The 18,493-nt window shown below is 69.9% G+C and carries 15 protein-coding genes; 5 read left to right on the top strand and 10 right to left on the bottom strand.

The window, feature by feature from the left end; all coding sequences use genetic code 11:
- Window positions 1-134 precede the first annotated feature (134 nt).
- Window positions 135-422, bottom strand: coding sequence for a WXG100 family type VII secretion target (locus tag ACIQLK_RS11735; protein ID WP_083199385.1), 288 nt, complete (start codon window positions 420-422; stop codon window positions 135-137).
- A gap of 204 nt (window positions 423-626) precedes the next feature.
- Here ACIQLK_RS11735 and ACIQLK_RS11730 point away from each other — a divergent pair, with 204 nt between their 5' ends.
- The 4 genes from ACIQLK_RS11730 to ACIQLK_RS11715 are packed head-to-tail and all read left to right on the top strand — an operon-like array spanning window position 627 to window position 3,609.
- Window positions 627-911, top strand: coding sequence for a hypothetical protein (locus ACIQLK_RS11730; RefSeq protein ID WP_400364977.1), 285 nt, complete (start codon window positions 627-629; stop codon window positions 909-911).
- On the top strand, window positions 908-2,467 hold the full coding sequence (locus tag ACIQLK_RS11725; RefSeq protein ID WP_400364976.1) for a hypothetical protein: 1,560 nt from the start codon (window positions 908-910) through the stop codon (window positions 2,465-2,467). Before ACIQLK_RS11730 ends, ACIQLK_RS11725 begins: the two co-directional genes overlap by 4 nt.
- A 12-nt stretch (window positions 2,468-2,479) precedes the next feature.
- A complete protein-coding gene (locus tag ACIQLK_RS11720) occupies window positions 2,480-2,971 on the top strand; it encodes a hypothetical protein (protein WP_400364975.1) in 492 nt (163 codons plus the stop codon).
- Window positions 2,968-3,609 (top strand): hypothetical protein, encoded by a 642-nt coding sequence (locus ACIQLK_RS11715; RefSeq protein WP_400364974.1) that lies wholly within the window; start codon window positions 2,968-2,970, stop codon window positions 3,607-3,609. Before ACIQLK_RS11720 ends, ACIQLK_RS11715 begins: the two co-directional genes overlap by 4 nt.
- A 33-nt stretch (window positions 3,610-3,642) precedes the next feature.
- Here ACIQLK_RS11715 and ACIQLK_RS11710 read toward each other — a convergent pair whose 3' ends face one another.
- The 6 genes from ACIQLK_RS11710 to ACIQLK_RS11685 form a co-directional block, all read right to left on the bottom strand.
- Window positions 3,643-8,172: an FtsK/SpoIIIE domain-containing protein gene (locus ACIQLK_RS11710; RefSeq protein ID WP_400364973.1), complete on the bottom strand. Its 4,530-nt coding sequence runs from the start codon at window positions 8,170-8,172 to the stop codon at window positions 3,643-3,645.
- Window positions 8,173-8,196: 24 nt separating this feature from the next.
- Window positions 8,197-9,609 (bottom strand): RDD family protein, encoded by a 1,413-nt coding sequence (locus ACIQLK_RS11705; RefSeq protein WP_400364972.1) that lies wholly within the window; start codon window positions 9,607-9,609, stop codon window positions 8,197-8,199.
- A gap of 108 nt (window positions 9,610-9,717) precedes the next feature.
- Entirely contained in the window at window positions 9,718-10,263 is a 546-nt protein-coding gene (locus ACIQLK_RS11700; protein ID WP_400364971.1) for a hypothetical protein, read from the bottom strand.
- Window positions 10,264-10,282: 19 nt separating this feature from the next.
- On the bottom strand, window positions 10,283-11,890 hold the full coding sequence (gene purH / locus ACIQLK_RS11695; protein WP_400364970.1) for a bifunctional phosphoribosylaminoimidazolecarboxamide formyltransferase/IMP cyclohydrolase: 1,608 nt from the start codon (window positions 11,888-11,890) through the stop codon (window positions 10,283-10,285).
- A gap of 38 nt (window positions 11,891-11,928) precedes the next feature.
- Entirely contained in the window at window positions 11,929-12,510 is a 582-nt protein-coding gene (gene purN / locus ACIQLK_RS11690) for a phosphoribosylglycinamide formyltransferase (RefSeq protein WP_400364969.1), read from the bottom strand.
- 4 nt (window positions 12,511-12,514) lie between these two features.
- Complete coding sequence (locus tag ACIQLK_RS11685; protein WP_400364968.1) at window positions 12,515-13,849, bottom strand: DUF6350 family protein; 1,335 nt, start codon at window positions 13,847-13,849, stop codon at window positions 12,515-12,517.
- Window positions 13,850-13,928: 79 nt separating this feature from the next.
- On the opposite strand from ACIQLK_RS11685, the gene ACIQLK_RS11680 reads away from it, so the two are divergent.
- A complete protein-coding gene (locus tag ACIQLK_RS11680) occupies window positions 13,929-15,356 on the top strand; it encodes an NCS2 family permease (RefSeq protein ID WP_400364967.1) in 1,428 nt (475 codons plus the stop codon).
- 144 nt (window positions 15,357-15,500) lie between these two features.
- Here ACIQLK_RS11680 and sucD read toward each other — a convergent pair whose 3' ends face one another.
- The 3 genes from sucD to ACIQLK_RS11665 form a co-directional block, all read right to left on the bottom strand.
- Window positions 15,501-16,403 carry a succinate--CoA ligase subunit alpha gene (gene sucD, locus ACIQLK_RS11675; protein ID WP_018188891.1) on the bottom strand — a complete coding sequence of 301 codons (903 nt, stop codon included), beginning with the start codon at window positions 16,401-16,403 and terminating at the stop codon, window positions 15,501-15,503.
- Window positions 16,404-16,440: 37 nt separating this feature from the next.
- Window positions 16,441-17,607 carry an ADP-forming succinate--CoA ligase subunit beta gene (sucC, locus tag ACIQLK_RS11670; protein ID WP_400364966.1) on the bottom strand — a complete coding sequence of 389 codons (1,167 nt, stop codon included), beginning with the start codon at window positions 17,605-17,607 and terminating at the stop codon, window positions 16,441-16,443.
- 133 nt (window positions 17,608-17,740) lie between these two features.
- Complete coding sequence (locus ACIQLK_RS11665; RefSeq protein ID WP_400364965.1) at window positions 17,741-18,490, bottom strand: phosphotransferase; 750 nt, start codon at window positions 18,488-18,490, stop codon at window positions 17,741-17,743.
- Window positions 18,491-18,493: the final 3 nt, after the last annotated feature.

Here is an 18,493-nt window from a genome sequence, read left to right as displayed (position 1 = left end):
AATGGGGAGTCCTCCCCACTTGACAAACGCCCCCGCATCCCAGCGATCAGGCGTTGGTGCGCCGTCGTATCCGGTCGCACCAACGACAACGAGTGGGCACCGAAGCGGTGCCCACTCGTTGCGATGAAGACGGTTCAGCCGCCGGCGAGCTGCTGGTCGAGGTCCTGGATCGCCCGCATCATGCCGAGCAGAGCCTCGGACATGTCGTTGATGCCGTCGGTCGCGGTCTTCAGACCGGTCGTGAGCTCCCCGTAGCCCTCACCGAACTTGCCCGACGCGTGCTGCGTCTTGAAGTCCTCACCCAGCAGGGTGTCGACCTGCGACTTCAGCGAGTCCAACTGGCCCTGAATGTCATCACGAGCCTGCGACAGCGACGACGCCACCTGCTCCATCTCTGCATAAGACGCACCGAAATCGGCCATCGTCCACACCTCCACGAATCTGAGAAACCGACCCACCCCGGGCCGACACCAAGAGTCAACCAAACACCAAGCGATTGACCAATGGGGAGTCCTCCCCACTTGACAAACGCCGCCCGACCGGGGACGGATGGGGAGAACGACCCATGGGCCCGAGACCATCGCGACCATAGTCTGGCGGCGACTCAGGAGAAGGAGATGCCGCTCATGGCCGACGTCAGGATGGATCTCGACAGACTCGAGTCCGCCGCCGAGAGCGCACGAGAGCTCGCCACCACGTTCGACGATGCGGAATCGTTCGCAGACGATCTCGGGTCGCTCACCGGGCACGGTGGCCTCGCCGACAAGATCGCGGACTTCGGCGGAAAGTGGGACATCGCCCGCGAGGACCTCCGCGAAGGTCTGCGTTCTCAGGCGGACTTCATACAGGCGATCGTCGACACGTTCCGAGACCTCGACCGGACGTTGGCAGAGGACGGAGACCAGCCGTGACGGTACTCCCCGGCGAACCCGATCTGCTCACGACGCGTGCGGCCCGCCTGACGGCGTCCGCCGAGGTGATCCTCGCCGTCGTGCACGAGATGCGCGGCATCGTCGACGACGACGAAGGACGGGCCGTCCAGGCTCTGCGGGAGCAGAACGAACAGATCGCGTCGGACCTCGAACGGATCCATCCGCGATACTCCGGCACGGCGTCGGCGGTCACCGAGTACGCCGTCGCTTTGACGGCCGCTCACGATGCGGCCGAGCGCGCCCAGGACGACCTCGACGATGCTCTGCAGGAGCAGTCGCGCGCGGACGGCACGGTGCGGTCCCTGTCGAACCGCGTCGAGGCCTCGGCCGATTCGCCGTCGTCGCTGACGGACCAGCTGCCCGGGGCGCGCCGCGCAGCGGAGGCCGCGCAATCCTCCGTCGACGACGCCCGGGCGCGGATCGATGCGGCACGCCAGGACATGATGGATGCCGCCGAGGAGGCGATCCGTCGCATCGACGACGCCATCGACGCGACGAATGAGGGGTTCTGGGACCGGGTCGGGGACGTCTTCTCCGACATCGGGGACTGGCTGGCCGGCATCGGCGAGTGGATCACGGACTTCCTCGCAGAGGTCGTGGGGCTGCTGAAGCGCATCCTCGCCACCATCGTGGCGATCCTGGGTGTCCTGCTGGTCTTCCTCCTGATCCTCGCCATCGGATGGCTCTTCGGGACGATCGGCCTGATCATCGCCGCTGTCGTCGTCGGCATCATGGCGGCCTTCCTGTTGGTGAGCATCTTCTCCGACGTCACGAAGCCGACGCCGACGGTGACACCGACGGACCCTTACGCCGACGACCCGTTGAACCGGACCGACCCGCCGACGATGCAGACCGTGCTCGACGGGACGGCCGAGGTCGACACGCTCGGTGGCGAGGAGGAGTCCGTCATCCGGATCACGAAGGTCCTGGGGCCCGACGGCTGGCAGTACACCGTGACCCTCCCGAGCACCCAGGAGTGGCTGTCCCGGTTCGGCGACCAGGGCGCCGTGAACGACCTCGACAGCAACCTCGCCCTGATGCTGACCCCCGCTCTCCAGACGCAGTACGAGCGCGCCGTCCTCGAGGCGATGGCTCAGGAGGGCATCGGACCGGACGACCCCGTCATGCTCGTCGGCTTCAGTCAGGGCGGGATCATGGCGGGACACCTGGCCGCCTACAACACGGACTACAACTGGCAGGCCGTGGTCGCATCGGGCGCACCGATCGACCACATGCCGATCCCCGATTCGGTGGACGTCGTGTCGGTGCAGCACAACGGGGATCCCGTGCCGAACCTCGACATCGTCACCGGGGACCTCGGTACCGAGCACGGCTCGAACTGGACCAGCATCCGCGTGGACCCACCCAACCCCGACCCGATCCTCGGGGTGGACGTCGGCGCTCACAACGCGGAGAAGTACTCGTCGACGTATCAGGACCATGTCGCCGAGATCCAGGCCGCCCACCCGGAGCTCGCGAGTTTCTTCAACGAGGATGGCTACACCGATGTGTCCTACTACCGATGGAACGAGTGACCGATGAGACGGATGCGGCGCCGATCCCCTCTCGCGGCCGCGGCCCTGCTGGGTTCCGCTCTGGCCGTCAGCCTGACGGGATGCGCCATCGCGTCGCCCCCGGCCGCACCCACGACCACTGAGGAGGCTCCCGTGGCGGAGTACGGAAACCTGACCGCCGCCCTGTCGGCCGCGGTCCCGCGGATCGTCGGCGTCGAGGGCCTGAGTCGGTCCCGCAACGGCCTCGGCGAGCGTCTCAGCGCGACGCTGATGCTCGACTCCGCGGAGCCGTTCACCGCTGAAGAATTGGATGCCGTGGCGCACGCCATCTGGCGCGCTCTGCCGTGGGAACCCAACGCGATCGCGCTCGTCGCCGGCGTCGGCGCCACCGACGGCCCGGAGCCGGTCGACCTGCGGGAAGCGGCGGCGGGACTCGAGCCCATGGGCTTCACGAACGTCGGCCAGGGCGGCGTGAGCCTGTTCGACATGTCGGCGCGATACGGCGACTGGGCCGCGCCCGAATGACCGTCGGCGAGCTTCGCTTCCGTCTACCGGGCCGCTGGTTCTCCGTCGACCTCTCGACCGAGGCGTCGACGGCGGCGTCCATCTCAGCGATCGCGCGCGATGCCGTAGGACCGGCCGACGATCGCGCGACGGAGCGAGCCACCGTGCGCCGCGGGCTCCGCGAGGCGGTCGCTGCCGGCGCAGCCGGTGACATCCGCGCCCTCATGCTGGCCCACGAGATCACCCCGGGGACACCGCTCCCCGTGACCCTCCTGGTCTTCGAGCCGTCCGATCTGCGGATGAGCCCGGCCGTCGGCACCGAGCCCTCCAAAGTCCTGGGGGTCTTGACGGAGGCACTGGCACGACTCGACCCGGAGGCGCACGCCACACTGACTCAGGTGAGCGGGCCCGGCGTACCGGCGCTCCGCACGCACCGTGTCGAAGAGGTGGGACGGGATGAGGATCTCTCCGGCACCCGGCGGCTGAGCGCCGACTACTGGGTCCCGGTGCCCGAGACGAAAGGCGTCCTCGTCGTGCGGCTGGCCACCCCGCTCGGCGACATCGAGAACCTCATGCTGTCGCTGTTCGACGGGTTCGTCGCCGCCGCATTCTTCGCTGCCCCCGAAGCGTCGCCGTTGCGTCGAGCCCTTCGGCGCTGAGGCGGCAGCCCCGGTCGCTGCCGCCTCAGCGACTCACGTGTTCGCCGGTTCCGCCGCCGGAAGAGCCGCGGCTTCCACGAGCGGCATCTGCACGACCACTGCGCGACCGGCCTGCACGAACATGCCGCGGCCGGCCGGGAAGTCCGAGCGCTTGATCTTCGGGAACGGCACCTTGAAGACGGCGTCGCCGTCGAAGGCGTCCGGCTTCAAGATGATGCCCTTCCGGCCGCCCTTGAAGTCACCGATGAGTCCGAAACCGCTCGTGACCTGGTTCACGTCGGCGTCGCCGATGAGCAGATGGTCGCTGCGGTTGATCGCCTGGAAGAGCGCCTTCAGCGGGCGTTCCGCCGGGGAGTCCGCGAACTGCGGGACATCCTCGATGACGATCATGAGGCGCTGCCCGAGCGTCTCGTCCAGGACCAGTTCCGCCAGTTCCGTCGCGAGCTCCTTCGCGTCGTCGGGAGTCGTCGCGGTCCGCATCCACGGGGCGAACTCCTTGAGCTGCGCACGCCTCCCGCCGAAGTGGAACAGCTTGATCGACGGATCGAGTCGCGTCATCGAGAGGATGAGCGATTTGAGCGCCGTCGTCTTACCCGCCTGCGGCGGTCCGGCGACGATGAAGGTGCCCACCGGGTCGAACTCGCGAGCAGCGAGGGTGTCCTCGGCGACGCCGAGCGCGGGGAACTCCCCGATGCGGTCCGGAAGATCCGAGGCATCCAGTCGCGTCGGGAGCGCGCCGATCTCGGGGACCTCGCGGGCACCGCGCGCGCGCAGCTCCTGCGCGAGCTGATCGAGGAGCTTGGTCTGCTCGGCGACGTTCGGGGTTCCACCCAGGACGGCGATCTGGGTCTCCATGCCGTCCACGATCGCGCGGCCGGGTTCCGAGCGCTCGTCGAGCACGTCCTTGGGCGCGTTCAGCAGCGCGTAGGCGTTCGCGTCCGACAGGCGGAGGATGACGCGGCGCGACACGTTCGAGCTGACCGCCGTCGGCACCGAGCCCGAGCGGTCCGCCGTCGCGACGACGTGGACGCCCAGCGGGCGCCCCTCGCCGAGGATCCGCATGAACGCCTGGTAGAACGGCATCCGTGCGGTCGTGGACTCCCATTCCGCCCGGAACTGCGGCAGACCGTCGAGCAGTAGCACGATGCGCGCCTCGTCTCGCCCGGTGATCTCGCGGTACTCCGCGATGCTCGACGCGTTGGCTGCGCTGAACCGCTTTCCGCGCTCGTCGAGGACCGCGCCGAGGGAGCGCATGATGCGTTGGACGCGCTCGCTGTCGTCACCCGGGATGATCGACCCGACGTGCGGGAGCGTCTCGAGGCTCTTGAGCGAACCCGACCCGAAGTCGAGGCCGTAGACCTCGACGTTCTCGGTCCGGCGGCCCATTGCCGCCGAGATCGCGATGGTGCGGAGCACAGTCGACTTGCCGGATCCGCTGGTGCCGTAGACGAGCAGCGAGCCGTCGCGGTCCGGCTCGAAGTAGACCGCCTCCTGAAGCTGTCGCTCCGGGATGTCGGCCTTGCCGAGAAGGATCGCGCCGCGGCTGCCGCCGGGCAGTTCGCGGATGTCCACGTTGGTGGGCAGATCGTCGAGCCACGGTCGCCGCGGAGCGGGGATGCCGGCCTGGTTCGAGGCGGCGATGAGGGTCGAGACGATGCGCTTCTGGTCGTTGGGACCGGGATCGACGTCGTGGGAGTCGCTCTCGCCGGCATCCTCCAGCTCCCACCTCTGGATGGAACCGAAGCGGAGCTCGGCGACCGACACGTCGGCGGCGACGACCTCGTCGGTCGTCCACCCGCCCGCGTACGCCGACTGGAAGGGGATGAGACGCCCCGGTCCCGTCTTGGCGATACCGCGACCGGGGATCGAGGGCGGGAAGCTCGCCGCCACCGGATCGTCGACGACGTCCTTCGAGTCGGATTCGTCGGCCATGCGCAGCGCCACGCGGAGGTTCGTGTTCGCGCGGAGGTTGTCCTTGATCACGCCGGCCGGGCGCTGCGTGGCCATGATCAGGTGGATGCCGAGGGATCGACCGCGCTGTGCGATGTCCACCACGCCGTCGACGAACTCCGGGACCTCGCCCGCCAGCGCGGCGAACTCATCGATGACGAGCACGAGGGCGGGCGGGGTGTCGGGGTCGCGGCGCTTCTCGAGCTCGAGGAGATCCTTGGCCTTCTTCCGGTTGAAGAGATGCTCGCGATAGTGGAGTTCGGCCCGGAGGCTCGTCAGCGCACGCCGGACGAGGTGGGGGCTCAGGTCGGTCACGAGGCCGACGCAGTGCGGCAGCTCGACGCAGTCGGCGAAGGCGGACCCGCCCTTGTAGTCGACGAACAGGAACGTGACCCGGTCGGGACTGTGCGCGGCGGCCATCCCGAGGACCCACGCCTGCAGGAACTCGGACTTGCCGGCGCCCGTCGTTCCACCCACCAGGGCGTGCGGGCCCTGCGTGCGGAGGTCGAGCGTCATCGCGTCCGTGGCGCCTTGACCGACGATGGCGCGAAGGTTGCCCGCCTTCTTGAGCCGCGGGAGGGTCGCGCCGGACCGGTCGATGATCGTGTTGTTCTCGCGCCACCGCTCGATCGCGAACGCCGGATCGGAGGCGGTCTCGTTGCCCACGAGGGACAGGAACATGACCGAGTTCGGGATGTCCGACGAGTCCTCGATGACGGTGCTGGAATCCACGACGGGAGCGAGGCGCTTGGCGAGGACCCGCATGAGGTCGTTGGAGACGCCCTCGACCTTGGCCGGCGTGTAGTCCTCGCCGCTGCGGACGACGCCGACGTGCGCCTCGTCGAGTCCGCGGGAGACGTCGACGAAACTGCGGCAGACGGCCGGCAGGGCCTCGACCACCGGCGCGACGAAGAGGCCGTAGACGCCCACGTCGGCGCCGCGTTCGAGGACCTGCGTCAGGCGCGCACGGTCGACCGGGGCATCGGCGGTGACGATCACCAGGACGGCGGTCTGACCGGGGAACGTCGCCTCTTCCGCTGCGCGCCGGACGTCGGTGCCGAAGCGCATCGGATCCCAATCGTCGTCATACGGCAGGCGCGGGGCGGACGCGGCACGGGAGCGCCGCATGACCAGTTCCTCCAGACCTGACAGAAGGGCGTTTCCGGTCGAGGCCGAGTCCGACAGCGGCATGTCGCGGAACGGGCTGCGTTCACTCGAGGTGTGCGGGAGCCAGGTCAGCCAGTCGAGCTGCTTCGCCCACTCGGGCTCGGTCAGAGCGATGGCGACGAGCTCGTTCGGCGAGTGCAGGCCGAACAACTGCGTGCAGATGCCGCGCAGCGCGTCCCCCGCCTCGCGGTCGGGACCGGCGACGCCGATGACGCCGACGCTCTGCAGGGATTCGAGGACGGGGACGTCGTCGATCATGCGGTACCGGTCGCGCAGACGATCGACGCGCTCCACGTACTCCTGGAGCGCTTCGGGCGCATCGGCGCGCTTGATGGTGGTGCGGGACGGTGCCACGCAGGTCCCAAGGCGGACCGCGAGGAAGTTCCAATGCTCGGGACGGCGCGTCCACAGCATCCCGCCGAGCTTCATGGCCTCCTCGAAGACGACGGCGACGGGCGGGACCTCGGCGTTGCGGACCTCGCGCTCACGGGGTCGCTCGCGATAGAGGGTCTCTTCGAGCTCCTCGAAGCCGCGCTCGAAGATCTCGCCCTCCTTCCGGATGCGCTGGCCGATCTGGGTGCGTTGCGAGACGAAGTTGCCGAGCATCATCATCGGCGTCATCGCGACGATGAACAGCGCCTGCGGACGGTTGAAGACGAAGTACATCGTCACGCCGAGCAGGATCGGTGCCACCAGCATGGGCCACGGGAACAGCCGTGCCATCGGCTCCTTCGGCATCCGCGGTTCGGGAAGCTCCTCACCGACGTACCGCGGCTCGACGCGGGGGCTCCGGTTGAACAGCAGGGCGCCGCCGCGCTCGAGCACGGGGTCCTTCTCGACCGGTGCGAAGTCCGGCACGAGCTGGATGACGAGGTCCGAGTCGCCGAGCGTGAAGCGCTGCCCCGGGATGACGTTCAGGCGGGGTACGAGTCCGCCGTCGACCACGATGCCGTTGGCGGAGTTGAGGTCGACGACCTCCACCCCGCCGGAACCCACCTCGATGCGGGCGTGACGCTTCGAGACGAGCGGCTCGTCGAGGACGACATCGGCGCCGGCGGCGCGGCCGATCGTGAAGTGCCCCTTGGGGAGGGGGATCTCACGCCCGGTGAGGGGCCCGCCGACGATGTGGAGGATGGCCGCCGCGGGGCCGCCTCCCCCGCGGTTGGGGACGTGGTCGGGCCCGAGGTTCACCACCGTCGCGATGAAGCCGGAACCGACGGCGGCGTCGCTGATGAGGGTGCCCGGGTCGAGGAGGACATGATCGTTCGACGTCGGCGGGGCGACGGTCAGGGTCACGACGTCGTCGGGGCCGGCGATCGTCTCCCGAGCCGGATCGGTCTCGATGATGCGCCGGGCGACGTCCTGCACGGTGGCGGTCGTGTCCGCCGTGACCACGACGTCGATCGTCCGCGAGTCGCGACGCTGGAGGGTCAGTTTCAGTCTCATCGGGGGGTCCTCATCGGCCGGAGATCAGGTGAGGCGGACCGACGCGTGCCGGTCGCCGAATCGGAGGGTGTCGCCCGAGCGCAGCGTCGCGGGGGCACCGGCGTCGAGCTCGGTCTCGGCTCCTTCGCGGATGACGCCGCTGCCGTTCGTGGAGCCGAGGTCGACGGCGACGAGGGCGCCGTCGACCCACCGGAGCGCGACGTGGGTCTTCGAGACGGACTTGGTCGAATCGGCCACCGCGAGCGGTACGGCACCGGCATCCGCTCCGGCGACGGACGGGGCGCGCCCGAGGACCGCACCGGTCGCGGGGATGTCCAACTGCTCCCCCGAATCGAGGACGAGAGATGCCGTCGGTGCGGCGGCAGCGGCCGGAGGCGGCGGATCGTGAGGAATCAGCTCGGGGGCGGACCAGGTGGACGAGGTCGCGCCGGGAAGCAGGGTTTCGGCGGGAGCCGCCGAGGAGGCGGATGCCGCTGGGGCACCGAGCGGCTCGGGTCGCGACGCGGGCGCGGATTGCGGTTCGGGGGTCGGCGCAGCGGCCGTCGGCTCCGTCGCGGGACGCGCGATCACGACGGGCTCCCGCGTCGGCGGCGCGACGGCGGGCGCCGAATCCACGGCGAACGGGGACTCCTGGATCGGCGCGGCCGGACCGTCGTCGGCAGAGGGACGCTCCCCGGAGCCGACCCGATCCTTCGGTGCGCCGAGGACACCGCCGCGGTTGCGGGCGACGGGGATGTAGACGTCGGTCGCGGGACCGCTCACGGGGGTCGCGAGCGAGGGCAATGAGGCCTTCTCGTCCCGCAAGTCGGTGGCGAGGGTCTTCCGGGCGATGCGCATCCGCTTCGCGTCGTACGGGTTCAGACCCTTGCGGATGTCGACGAGATAGGTCTGCCCCGCGAGATCGGGCCATCCGCGACGCCGACGGTCGGGATCGAATAACGGCGACAGCGCGATGACGAGGAGCGGGCCGATCACCGGGATGAGCAGGCTCCCGACCTGGACGAGGTAGCGGACGACGGCGCCGCGCCAGAAACGGGGCCGCTCGAGCGTCTTGACGTTGACGGCTCGAAGCCCCGTCAGCGCCTTGCCGAGAGTCGCACCGCGTCGGCCGAGGACGATCAGCTGAACGAGGAGGAAGACGGTCGTGAGCGCGTACGGGACGACGGAGCACACGACGATCCAGACGGCATCCGATCGTCCGAAGACGGCGTCGACGGGGTCGGCCGTCCCGACCGCATCGATGATCGCCGGGAGTGCCACGAGGAGCATGGGCAGCTGCAGCAGCCCGATGAACACGCCCTCGATGATCATGGCGAGGACCCGTCGGCCGATCGGCGCCGGGACCAGTCCCAGGCCCGCCGCGTATTCAGGACGCGGCCGTCCCCGTTCGTCGAGCCCCTCGATGGCGCGCGGGCCGTCCTCGATCTCCCAGATCACCTGATCGGACCTCCTCGAATCCCCGGCATCGAGACTAACGGTTGGACGAATCCGCGTCGCAGGCAGAACTCCCCCTTGACCGCGACGGCCGCCTCCGCCAATGCTGGGTCATCCCGTCCCCGGGTGCCACGACAGATCGACGGCGCGGATCCGCCTCGACGGCGACACCTGCGACACCCATCCGAGCGGAACGACGTGCAGCGCGGACGCAGGTGCCGGCTCCTCCTGGGTCACCAGGACGAGCGCTTTCCGACCCGAGCTCCACCAATCCGCGCGACGGGCGCCCTGAGCGCGCAGCGCCGACACGTACGCGTTCGGCGCGTCACCCTCGAGATCGACCGACAGTCCGGCGCCGTGGCGGAACTCGCAGGCCCCGCGGATGCCGCGCCACAGCTCGCCGGCGCGCCGGCGGTGCTCCTCTTCTTCCGGCTCCGACACCGGTTGCCGGTACGTGAGCGGAACGATCCACGCATCGCCGCGCGAGAGGACGGGCACGCCCTCGCACAGCAGATCGGTCGGCCGAGGCGAAACGGCCGCACCCAGGTGCGCCTCGGCCGCCTCGACGATCCGGTCGCCGAGCGCGAGCATGCTCCCGCGCCCGGCCCCGGAGCCCCCGGTGACCCACGCGGCTCCCGCGCGGTCGGGAATGCTCATGCGATCGCGCGATGCCGGATCAGTGGAAGAAGTGACGCTCGCCCGTGAAGTACATCGTGACGCCCGCGGCCTGCGCGGCGTCGATGACCTCCTGGTCGCGCACGGATCCGCCCGGCTGGATGATCGTCGTGATCCCGGCATCCAACAGAACCTGCGGCCCATCTGCGAACGGGAAGAACGCGTCGGATGCCGCGACCGACCCGGCGGCACGGTCACCGGCGCGCTCGACGGCGAGGCGGCACGAGTCCACACGGTTGACCTGGCCCATGCCGATCCCGACGGTTGCGGAGTTCTTCGCCAGGACGATCGCGTTGGACTTGACCGCTCGGCAGCTCTTCCACGCGAACGACAGGTTCTCGAGCTGGTCGTCGGCCGGGCGCTCGCCCGACACGAGCTGCCACGAGTCCACGAGCGATTCGATCTCGTTCGGGAACCGGTCGGCGTCCTGGAGCAGCAGACCTCCCGAGACGAGGCGCACGTCCATGGGCTCCTGGCGCCAGTCGGCGGGCAGCTGCAGGATGCGGAGGTTTTTCTTGAGCCGGAAGACCTCGAGCGCCTCGGGCTCGAAGTCGGGCGCGACGATCACCTCGGTGAAGATGTCGCGCAGGTTCTCTGCCATCTTGAGCGTCACGGTCCGGTTGGCGGCGATGACGCCGCCGAAGGCCGACACCGGGTCGCATTCGTGCGCGCGCAGGTGCGCGGAGGCGATCGGGTCGAGAGCCTGCGGCGCGCCGATCGCGATGCCGCACGGGTTGGCGTGCTTGATGATGGCGACGGCCGGCTTGACCAGGTCGAATGCGGCCCGCAGTGCGGCATCCGCGTCGACGTAGTTGTTGTAGGACATCTCCTTGCCCTGCAGCTGCGTCGCCTGCGCGATGCCGTGACCGCCGACGCGCGTGTAGATCGCCGCTCGCTGGTGCGAGTTCTCGCCGTAGCGAAGGGTGGCCAGGCGCTCCGCTTTGATGGTCAGGTGCTGCGGCAGGTCGCCTTCGCCCTCGAGCGTCTCCTCGGCGAACCACGCGGCGACCGCACGGTCGTACGCCGCCGTGTGCGCGAATGCGCGCGCCGCCAGCTCTCGTCGCTGGACGAGGGTGGTGCCGCCCTGGCCGAGGGCGTCGACGATCGCCGGGTACGACTCGGGCGAGACGGCGATCGCGACGTTGGCGAAGTTCTTCGCCGAGGCGCGGACCATGGCGGGACCGCCGATGTCGATCTGCTCGACGACGGCGTCGCCCTGGGCGCCGGAGGCCACGGTCTCGACGAAGGGGTACAGGTTCACGACGACGAGCTCGAACGGCAGGATGCCGAGCTCGCCCAGCTGCGTCTCGTGGTCTTCGAGGCGCAGGTCGGCCAGGAGCCCCGCATGCACGCTGGGGTGGAGGGTCTTCACGCGTCCGCCGAGCGACTCGGGGAATCCGGTCACCTCGGACACGTCCTTCACCGCGATCCCGGCGTCGCGCAGCAGCGCCGCCGACCCGCCCGTCGAGACGATCTCGACATCGGCGGCGGCAAGAGCCTGACCGAGCTCGAGGAGCCCGGTCTTGTCGCTCACCGAGACGAGCGCGCGGCGGACGGGCACGACATCGCGTGCGCGGTAGAGGGACGGGTCGATCTGCGGGCCGGCCATGCGGGAACTCCTCGGGTCGGGGGCGTTCGGGTGTCGGTTCAGGGGGTGAGCGCGAGCTCGCCCGTCGCGATGCGACGGACGACGTCGATGAGCAGGCGACGCTCCACCGGCTTGATGCGCTCGTGGAGGGAGTGCTCGGTGTCGCCGGGCAGGACGGGCACGCGCTCCTGGGCGAGGATCGGCCCCGTGTCGACGCCGTCGTCCACGACGATGACGCTGGCCCCGGTCTGCTCGGCGCCGGCGGCGAGGGCGTCGCGGACGCCGTGCGCGCCCGGGAATTCGGGCAGGTACGCGGGGTGCGTGTTGATGAGTCGCGGGGCCCAGGCTTCGACGACGGCCGCGGGCAGCAGACGCATGAGACCGCTCAACACGACGAGGTCCGGCTCCCACACATCGAGATGGGCGAGCAGTTCCTCGCCCCACGCCTCGCGGCTGTCGAACTCCTGGAACGGGACCATGAAGGTCGGGATGCCGTACGCCTCGGCGTGAGCGAAGCCGTCGGCCTGCCGGTCGGCACCGACGACGATCACACGGGCGGGGAAATCGGGCTCGTTCGCGGCGTCGAGGAGGGCACGCAGATTGGATCCCGTGCCCGAGATGAGGACGGCGACCGTGAGCACCGGGTCAGTCTAGCGGGGTCGTGGGGAACTCATCGGGCGACGCCGCGGCGGCGGGCTCTCGGCGGGGTGCCGCGGCGGGCGCCGGTGCCGGCGCCTCCCGCGGGACGTCCGCCGCCGTGCGATGGCCGTGCTCGTCGGCGTCGTCGCCCCGAGGCGAGAACAGCACGACAGCGGCGCCGACACCGACCTCCACGGCAGCGAGGAGTGCCACGGACCACGGCTCGGGGCCCACCTGCGCGAGCCGTCCCGGGCCGATCGCCCCCCGTGCGGCCCATGAGAGGACGGCGACCACGATGCCGGTGCCGATCACGAGGACCGAGAGGGCGACGGCGCGCGGACGCAGCGGCTCGGCATCCGTCGTCGAACCCACCAGGAGCGATCCGCGCGAGACGGCGCCGGCGAGGGCGCCCGAGCCGACCACGACCAGAGCCAGCAGCAGCAGCCACGGCGACGTCGAATCCGGGACGATGCCGAGGACGGGGATGCCCGGCACGACTCCCAGACTCGTGCCGGCCGGCGACACCGCTGTGCCGGTTCCGACCGCGAAGCCCGGTCCGACGGCGAAACCCGCGAACCAGAGGACGAGGGTGGGCAGGTAGAGGATGCTGCCGAGCGCGAGGACGACCACGCCGATCAGGTCGGTCTGCGCCGCCTGCGTCAGGGCGATGACCTCACCGCCACGGGCGAAGAAGAGGACGCCGAGGATGAGAGCGCCGATTCCGACGATTCCCGCGACGGCGATCGCCACGCCGCGGACGCCCGCGTCGACGGCGTTCTGGACGTCGTCGGGGAGTCGTTCCGACACGGCGTCGACGATCCCGTCGTCGCCGTCGCTCCACGCGCGGACGATCGCCCCCAGAAGAGCGGGGACGGCGAAGACGAGCACAGGTCCGAGAACGGCCGGAAGGAGGTCCACGGACGCGACGTCGGCGTGTCCGGTGAGGGCGATGACCGTCGCGAGGAGCGCCACCGTGACCGTTCCGGCGAGGACGCCCGTCAGCCACGCGCCGGCGCGGGCGGCGCGTGCGCCGGAGCGCCACGCCGAGAACGCGGTGACGGCGGCCAGTGCGGTCGGGGCGAGCGAGACCGCGAAGTCGGCCCCCTTGGCGGGGAGCCCCGCGAGGACGACCAGTTCGGCCGGGAGCGACACCGCCACCGGGGCGAAGTGGCCCAGCTGCCAGATCGTCGCGCCCGCGGGCCAGAGCGCCGCCCAGTCGGCATCCCCGCTGATCCCGAACACCCACACGAGCGTGACGGGCGCGAGCACGATGCCGACGCCGACCGCGACGGTCACGAGGGCGTCGACGGCGGCGAGGAGGGAGACGAGCAGGCGATTCACAACGAACCGACCTTACCCGCGCCGGACCCCCTCCCCCGGCTCCCGCACCGGGCGCGCGAGCACCCACTACCCTCGGAGGGTGAACAGCACGACTTCCCGCGCGTCCCGCGGTGCCGCAGCCCCGGCATCCACCTCGTTCCTCGACCGCTACTTCGACATCACCGGCCGTGGCTCCACTCTCGGCACGGAGATCCGCGGCGGCATCGTCACCTTCGTGACGATGGCCTACATCGTCATCCTGAACCCGATAATCCTGTCGACCCCCGACGTCGACGGCGTGACCCTGCCCGGCACCGCCGTGGCGACCTCCACGGCCCTGACCGCCGGCGTCATGACGATCCTCTTCGGTCTCGTCACGCGACTGCCGTTCGCATTCGCGGCCGGGCTCGGCATCAACGCGTTCCTCGCCTTCTCGGTCGTCGGCCAGGTCACGTGGGGCGAGGCCATGGCGCTCGTCGTCATCAACGGTCTGATCATCGTCCTGCTTGCGGCCACCGGCCTCCGGAAGATGATCTTCGACGCCGTGCCCGTGCAGCTGAAGCTCGCGATCACGGTCGGCATCGGCCTGTTCATCGCCTTCATCGGCTTCGTCAACGCGGGCTTCGTCACCACGACCGGCAATGCCTCTCCCCCGCTCGACCTCGGCGTGGGCGGCTCGATCACGACGATCAGCACGGTGATGTTCATCGTCACGCTCTTCCTCTCCGGCATCCTGATGGCCCTCCGCGTCAAGGGCGCGCTCCTCATCGGCCTCGTCGGCGGCACGGTCATCAGCTACATCGTCAACGCCATCTGGCCGACCGCCCTCGGCCTGAAGGTCAGCGGGCTGCAGATCGTCGCCCTCCCCGACTTCGGTCTCGTCGGCAGGATCGACTTCGGCTTCGACTGGGCGAAGGTCGGCATCGTGTCGGTCGTCATGATCGTCTTCACCCTCGTCTTCTCGAATTTCTTCGATGCGATGGGCACCATGACGGGCCTCGCGAAGGAGTCCGGCCTCGCGAACGACAAGGGCGACTTCCCCCGCATCAGGTCGGCGCTCATCGTCGAGGGCGTGGGCGCGATCGCCGGTGGTGCGACCTCGTCGTCGTCGGCGACCGTCTTCGTCGAGTCCGGTTCGGGTATCGGCGAGGGTGCCCGCACGGGCCTCGCGAACGTCGTGACGGGTGTGCTGTTCCTGCTGGCGATGTTCTTCACGCCGCTCACCTCGATCGTCCCCGGCTACGTCGCCGCGGCGGCGCTCGTGCTCGTCGGCGCCCTGATGCTCGCGCAGATCAAGAACATCGACCTGAGCGACTTCAGCGTCCTGCTGCCGGTTTTCCTCACGGCGACCGTCATGCCGCTGACGTACTCGATCGCCAACGGCATCGGCGCCGGCTTCATCAGCTGGGTCGTCGTGAACGTCTTCGCCCGCAAGGCCAAGCAGGTCCACTGGCTGCTGTGGGTCGTCGCCGTCGGGTTCGTGATCTACTTCGCCCGCGGACCGATCGAGGCGCTCATCGGCGCCTGACCCCGCTCGCCGCCCCGAGGTCCCGATCGGGCCGGATACGCCCCGCGCGTCCCCAGCCGGATCGGGACCTCGGCCGTTGTGGCGACGCGCCGGGAACGACGAAGGGGCGGATGCCGCTCGCATCCGCCCCTTCGTTCGTGTGGCTTAGAGCGCCTCGATGATCGCGCGCATCAGGTCGGCGGTCTCGGACGGGGTCTTCCCGACCTTGACACCGGCGGCCTCGAGGGCCTCCTTCTTGGCCTGCGCGGTGCCCGCCGAGCCCGAGACGATGGCGCCGGCGTGGCCCATCGTCTTGCCCTCGGGAGCGGTGAAGCCGGCGACGTAGCCGACGACCGGCTTCGTCACGTGCGCCTTGATGTAGTCGGCCGCGCGCTCCTCGGCGTCGCCGCCGATCTCGCCGATCATGACGATGGCCTTGGTCTCGGGGTCGGCCTCGAACGCCTCGAGGGCGTCGATGTGCGTCGTGCCGATGACCGGGTCGCCACCGATGCCGATGGCCGTCGAGAAGCCGAGATCGCGGAGCTCGAACATCATCTGGTAGGTCAGGGTGCCCGACTTCGAGACGAGGCCGATCGGGCCTTTGCCGGTGATGTTCGCGGGCGTGATGCCGACGAGTGCCTCACCCGGGGTGATGATGCCGGGGCAGTTCGGCCCGATGATGCGGGTCTTGTTCCCCTTGCTCTTCGCGTAGGCCCAGGCCTCGGCGGTGTCACCGACGGGAACGCCCTCGGTGATGACGACGAGCAGCGGGATCTCGGCGTCGATCGCCTCGATCATGGCGTCCTTCGTGAAGGCGGGCGGCACGAACGCGATGGAGACGTCGGCGCCGGTCTTCTCGATCGCCTCGGCGACCGAGCCGAAGACGGGGAGTTCGACCTCGCCCTCGTGCGGCTTCTCGTGGGTGACGGTCGTGCCGGCCTTGCGGGCGTTGACGCCGCCGACGACGTTCGTCCCGGCCTTCAGCATGAGGGCGGTGTGCTTGGTGCCCTCACCACCGGTGATGCCCTGGACGATGACCTTGGAGTCCTTGTTGAGGTAGATAGACATGTCTGTGGTCCCTGTATCTCAGTAGTCTCGGCGCGTCTCAGGCGTTCGCCAGCTCGGCGGCCTTGTCGGCGCCCTCGTCCATACCGGCGGCGAGGGTGACGAGCGGGTGGTTCGCCTCGGCGAGGATCGCGCGACCCTCTTCGACCTGGTTGCCGTCGAGACGGACGACGAGCGGCTTGGTGGCCGCGTCGCCCAGGATCTCGAGGGCCTTCACGATGCCCTCGGCGACCGCGACGCACGACGTGATGCCGCCGAAGACGTTGACGAAGACGCTCTTGACCTGCTCGTCGCCGAGGATGACGTCGAGGCCGGAGGCCATGACCTGCGCGTTCGCGCCGCCGCCGATGTCGAGGAAGTTGGCGGGCTTGACGCCGCCGTGGTTCTCGCCGGCGTACGCGACGACGTCGAGGGTAGACATGACCAGGCCGGCGCCGTTGCCGATGATGCCGACCTGACCGTCGAGCTTGACGTAGTTGAGGCCGGATGCCTTCGCCTTCGCCTCGAGCGGGTCTGCGGCACCCTTGTCCTCGAGCTCTTCGTGCTCGGGGTGACGCACCTCGCTGGCGTTGTCGTCGAGCGAGACCTTGCCGTCGAGGGCGACGATGTCACCGGCGCCCGTGCGGACGAGCGGGTTCACCTCGACCAGGGTGGCGCCCTCGCCCTTGTAGACGTCGAAGAGCTTCACGAATACGTCCGAGACCTTCTCGACGAGGTCCTCGGGGAAGTTCGCTGCCTTCGCGATCTCGACGGCCTTGGCCTTGTCGATGCCCTGCAGCGGGTCGACCTCGATGCGCGCGAGCGCCTCGGGACGCTCGACGGCGAGCTCTTCGATCTCCATGCCGCCCTCGACCGAGCACAGGCTCAGGTACGAACGGTTCGAGCGGTCGAGCAGCACCGAGAAGTAGAACTCCTCGGCGATGTCGGCACCCTGGGCGACCATGACGCGCTGGACGACGTGGCCCTTGATGTCGAGGCCGAGGATGGCTTCGGCTGCCGCGTAAGCCTCGTCGGGGGTCTTGGCGACCTTGACGCCGCCGGCCTTGCCGCGACCTCCGGTCTTGACCTGAGCCTTGACGACGACGACGCCGCCGATCTTCTCGGCAGCCGCCTTCGCCTCCTCAGGGGTGTCGGCGATGATGCCGGCGAGCACCGGCACCTCGTACTTCTCGAACAGGTCTCGTGCCTGGTACTCGTAAAGGTCCACTGCAATCCTTCGCTGGGCGACGGTGGGGGTGACGGGCGCGGAATTATCTCGATGTCGAGAGATCGCCCGGTCGAAAAGCCTACTACCCGCGCCTGAGTGCCCCGCGCGGCCCCCTCGTCCGGCGGGGGTCGGCTCACGTCCGCAGTGCGGCTGCCCAGGCGTCCCGGTGATGCTCGACGTAGGCCGTGACGTTCCGCCAGTGCTCCCCGTGCCCGTGCACGAACATCGACGCCCACGGCTCGACGCCGATGTCGCGGGACCGGCGCAGCAGGTCGTGCATCGCCGCCGTGCGCTCGACCATCGCGTCCGGCAGCGCACGCCGGAGCTCGGCGTCGGCGCCGTACCCGTCGACGAGGGCGGCCACTCCCCGGGCCGCCTCGTCCGCCGCGACCGACGTGTCGTTCAGGGCGAAGGACTGCGCGGCGTAGGCGAGGTCCCACAGACGCGTGCTGGGAGCTGCGGCATCCCAGTCGATGAAGACCCAGCGCTCCCCCACCACGAGGTTCCACGGTGCGAGGTCGTTGTGGCAGACGAGCTCCGCCCCGGGCGCGGCGATCGCGGTCTCCCAGACGCTCCCGTCGGGCACGAGGTACCCGACGCTGGCGTCGTGGATCTTCCGCACCATCTTCCCCACGCGAGTCAGCTCGGCCGGGGACATCGGGCCGCGCTCGATCGCGAGCTCCCCGGGCACGTACTCGATCACCTGGCGTCCCGCCTCGTCGCGGCCGCGCGGCTCCGGCGCCTCGACCCCGGCGACGCGCAGGGCGGACACGTATGCGACGACGCTCGACGTCGACGCCGCCCAGGGCTTGCGGACGGTGTCGCCGATGCGCACGACGGCGCCGCTGGCGTTGCCGCCGTCGAGGGGCTCTTCGTGCGGCATCCG

Source organism: Microbacterium sp. NPDC091382, assembly GCF_044757025.1.
Classification (GTDB): domain Bacteria; phylum Actinomycetota; class Actinomycetes; order Actinomycetales; family Microbacteriaceae; genus Microbacterium.
Note: the sequence above shows the minus strand (reverse complement) of the source record. Positions and strands in the feature narration are given on the sequence as shown.

Excerpts from the sequence above, each read along its gene's own strand:
- ACIQLK_RS11735 (WP_083199385.1), bottom strand. The coding sequence starts at position 422 with ATGGCCGATTTCGGTGCGTCTTATGCAGAGATGGAGCAGGTGGCGTCG.
- ACIQLK_RS11730 (WP_400364977.1), top strand. The coding sequence starts at position 627 with ATGGCCGACGTCAGGATGGATCTCGACAGACTCGAGTCCGCCGCCGAG.
- ACIQLK_RS11720 (WP_400364975.1), top strand. The coding sequence starts at position 2,480 with ATGCGGCGCCGATCCCCTCTCGCGGCCGCGGCCCTGCTGGGTTCCGCT.
- ACIQLK_RS11715 (WP_400364974.1), top strand. The coding sequence starts at position 2,968 with ATGACCGTCGGCGAGCTTCGCTTCCGTCTACCGGGCCGCTGGTTCTCC.
- ACIQLK_RS11710 (WP_400364973.1), bottom strand. The coding sequence starts at position 8,172 with ATGAGACTGAAACTGACCCTCCAGCGTCGCGACTCGCGGACGATCGAC.
- ACIQLK_RS11700 (WP_400364971.1), bottom strand. The coding sequence starts at position 10,263 with ATGAGCATTCCCGACCGCGCGGGAGCCGCGTGGGTCACCGGGGGCTCC.
- purH (WP_400364970.1), bottom strand. The coding sequence starts at position 11,890 with ATGGCCGGCCCGCAGATCGACCCGTCCCTCTACCGCGCACGCGATGTC.
- sucD (WP_018188891.1), bottom strand. The coding sequence starts at position 16,403 with ATGTCTATCTACCTCAACAAGGACTCCAAGGTCATCGTCCAGGGCATC.
- ACIQLK_RS11665 (WP_400364965.1), bottom strand. The coding sequence starts at position 18,490 with ATGCCGCACGAAGAGCCCCTCGACGGCGGCAACGCCAGCGGCGCCGTC.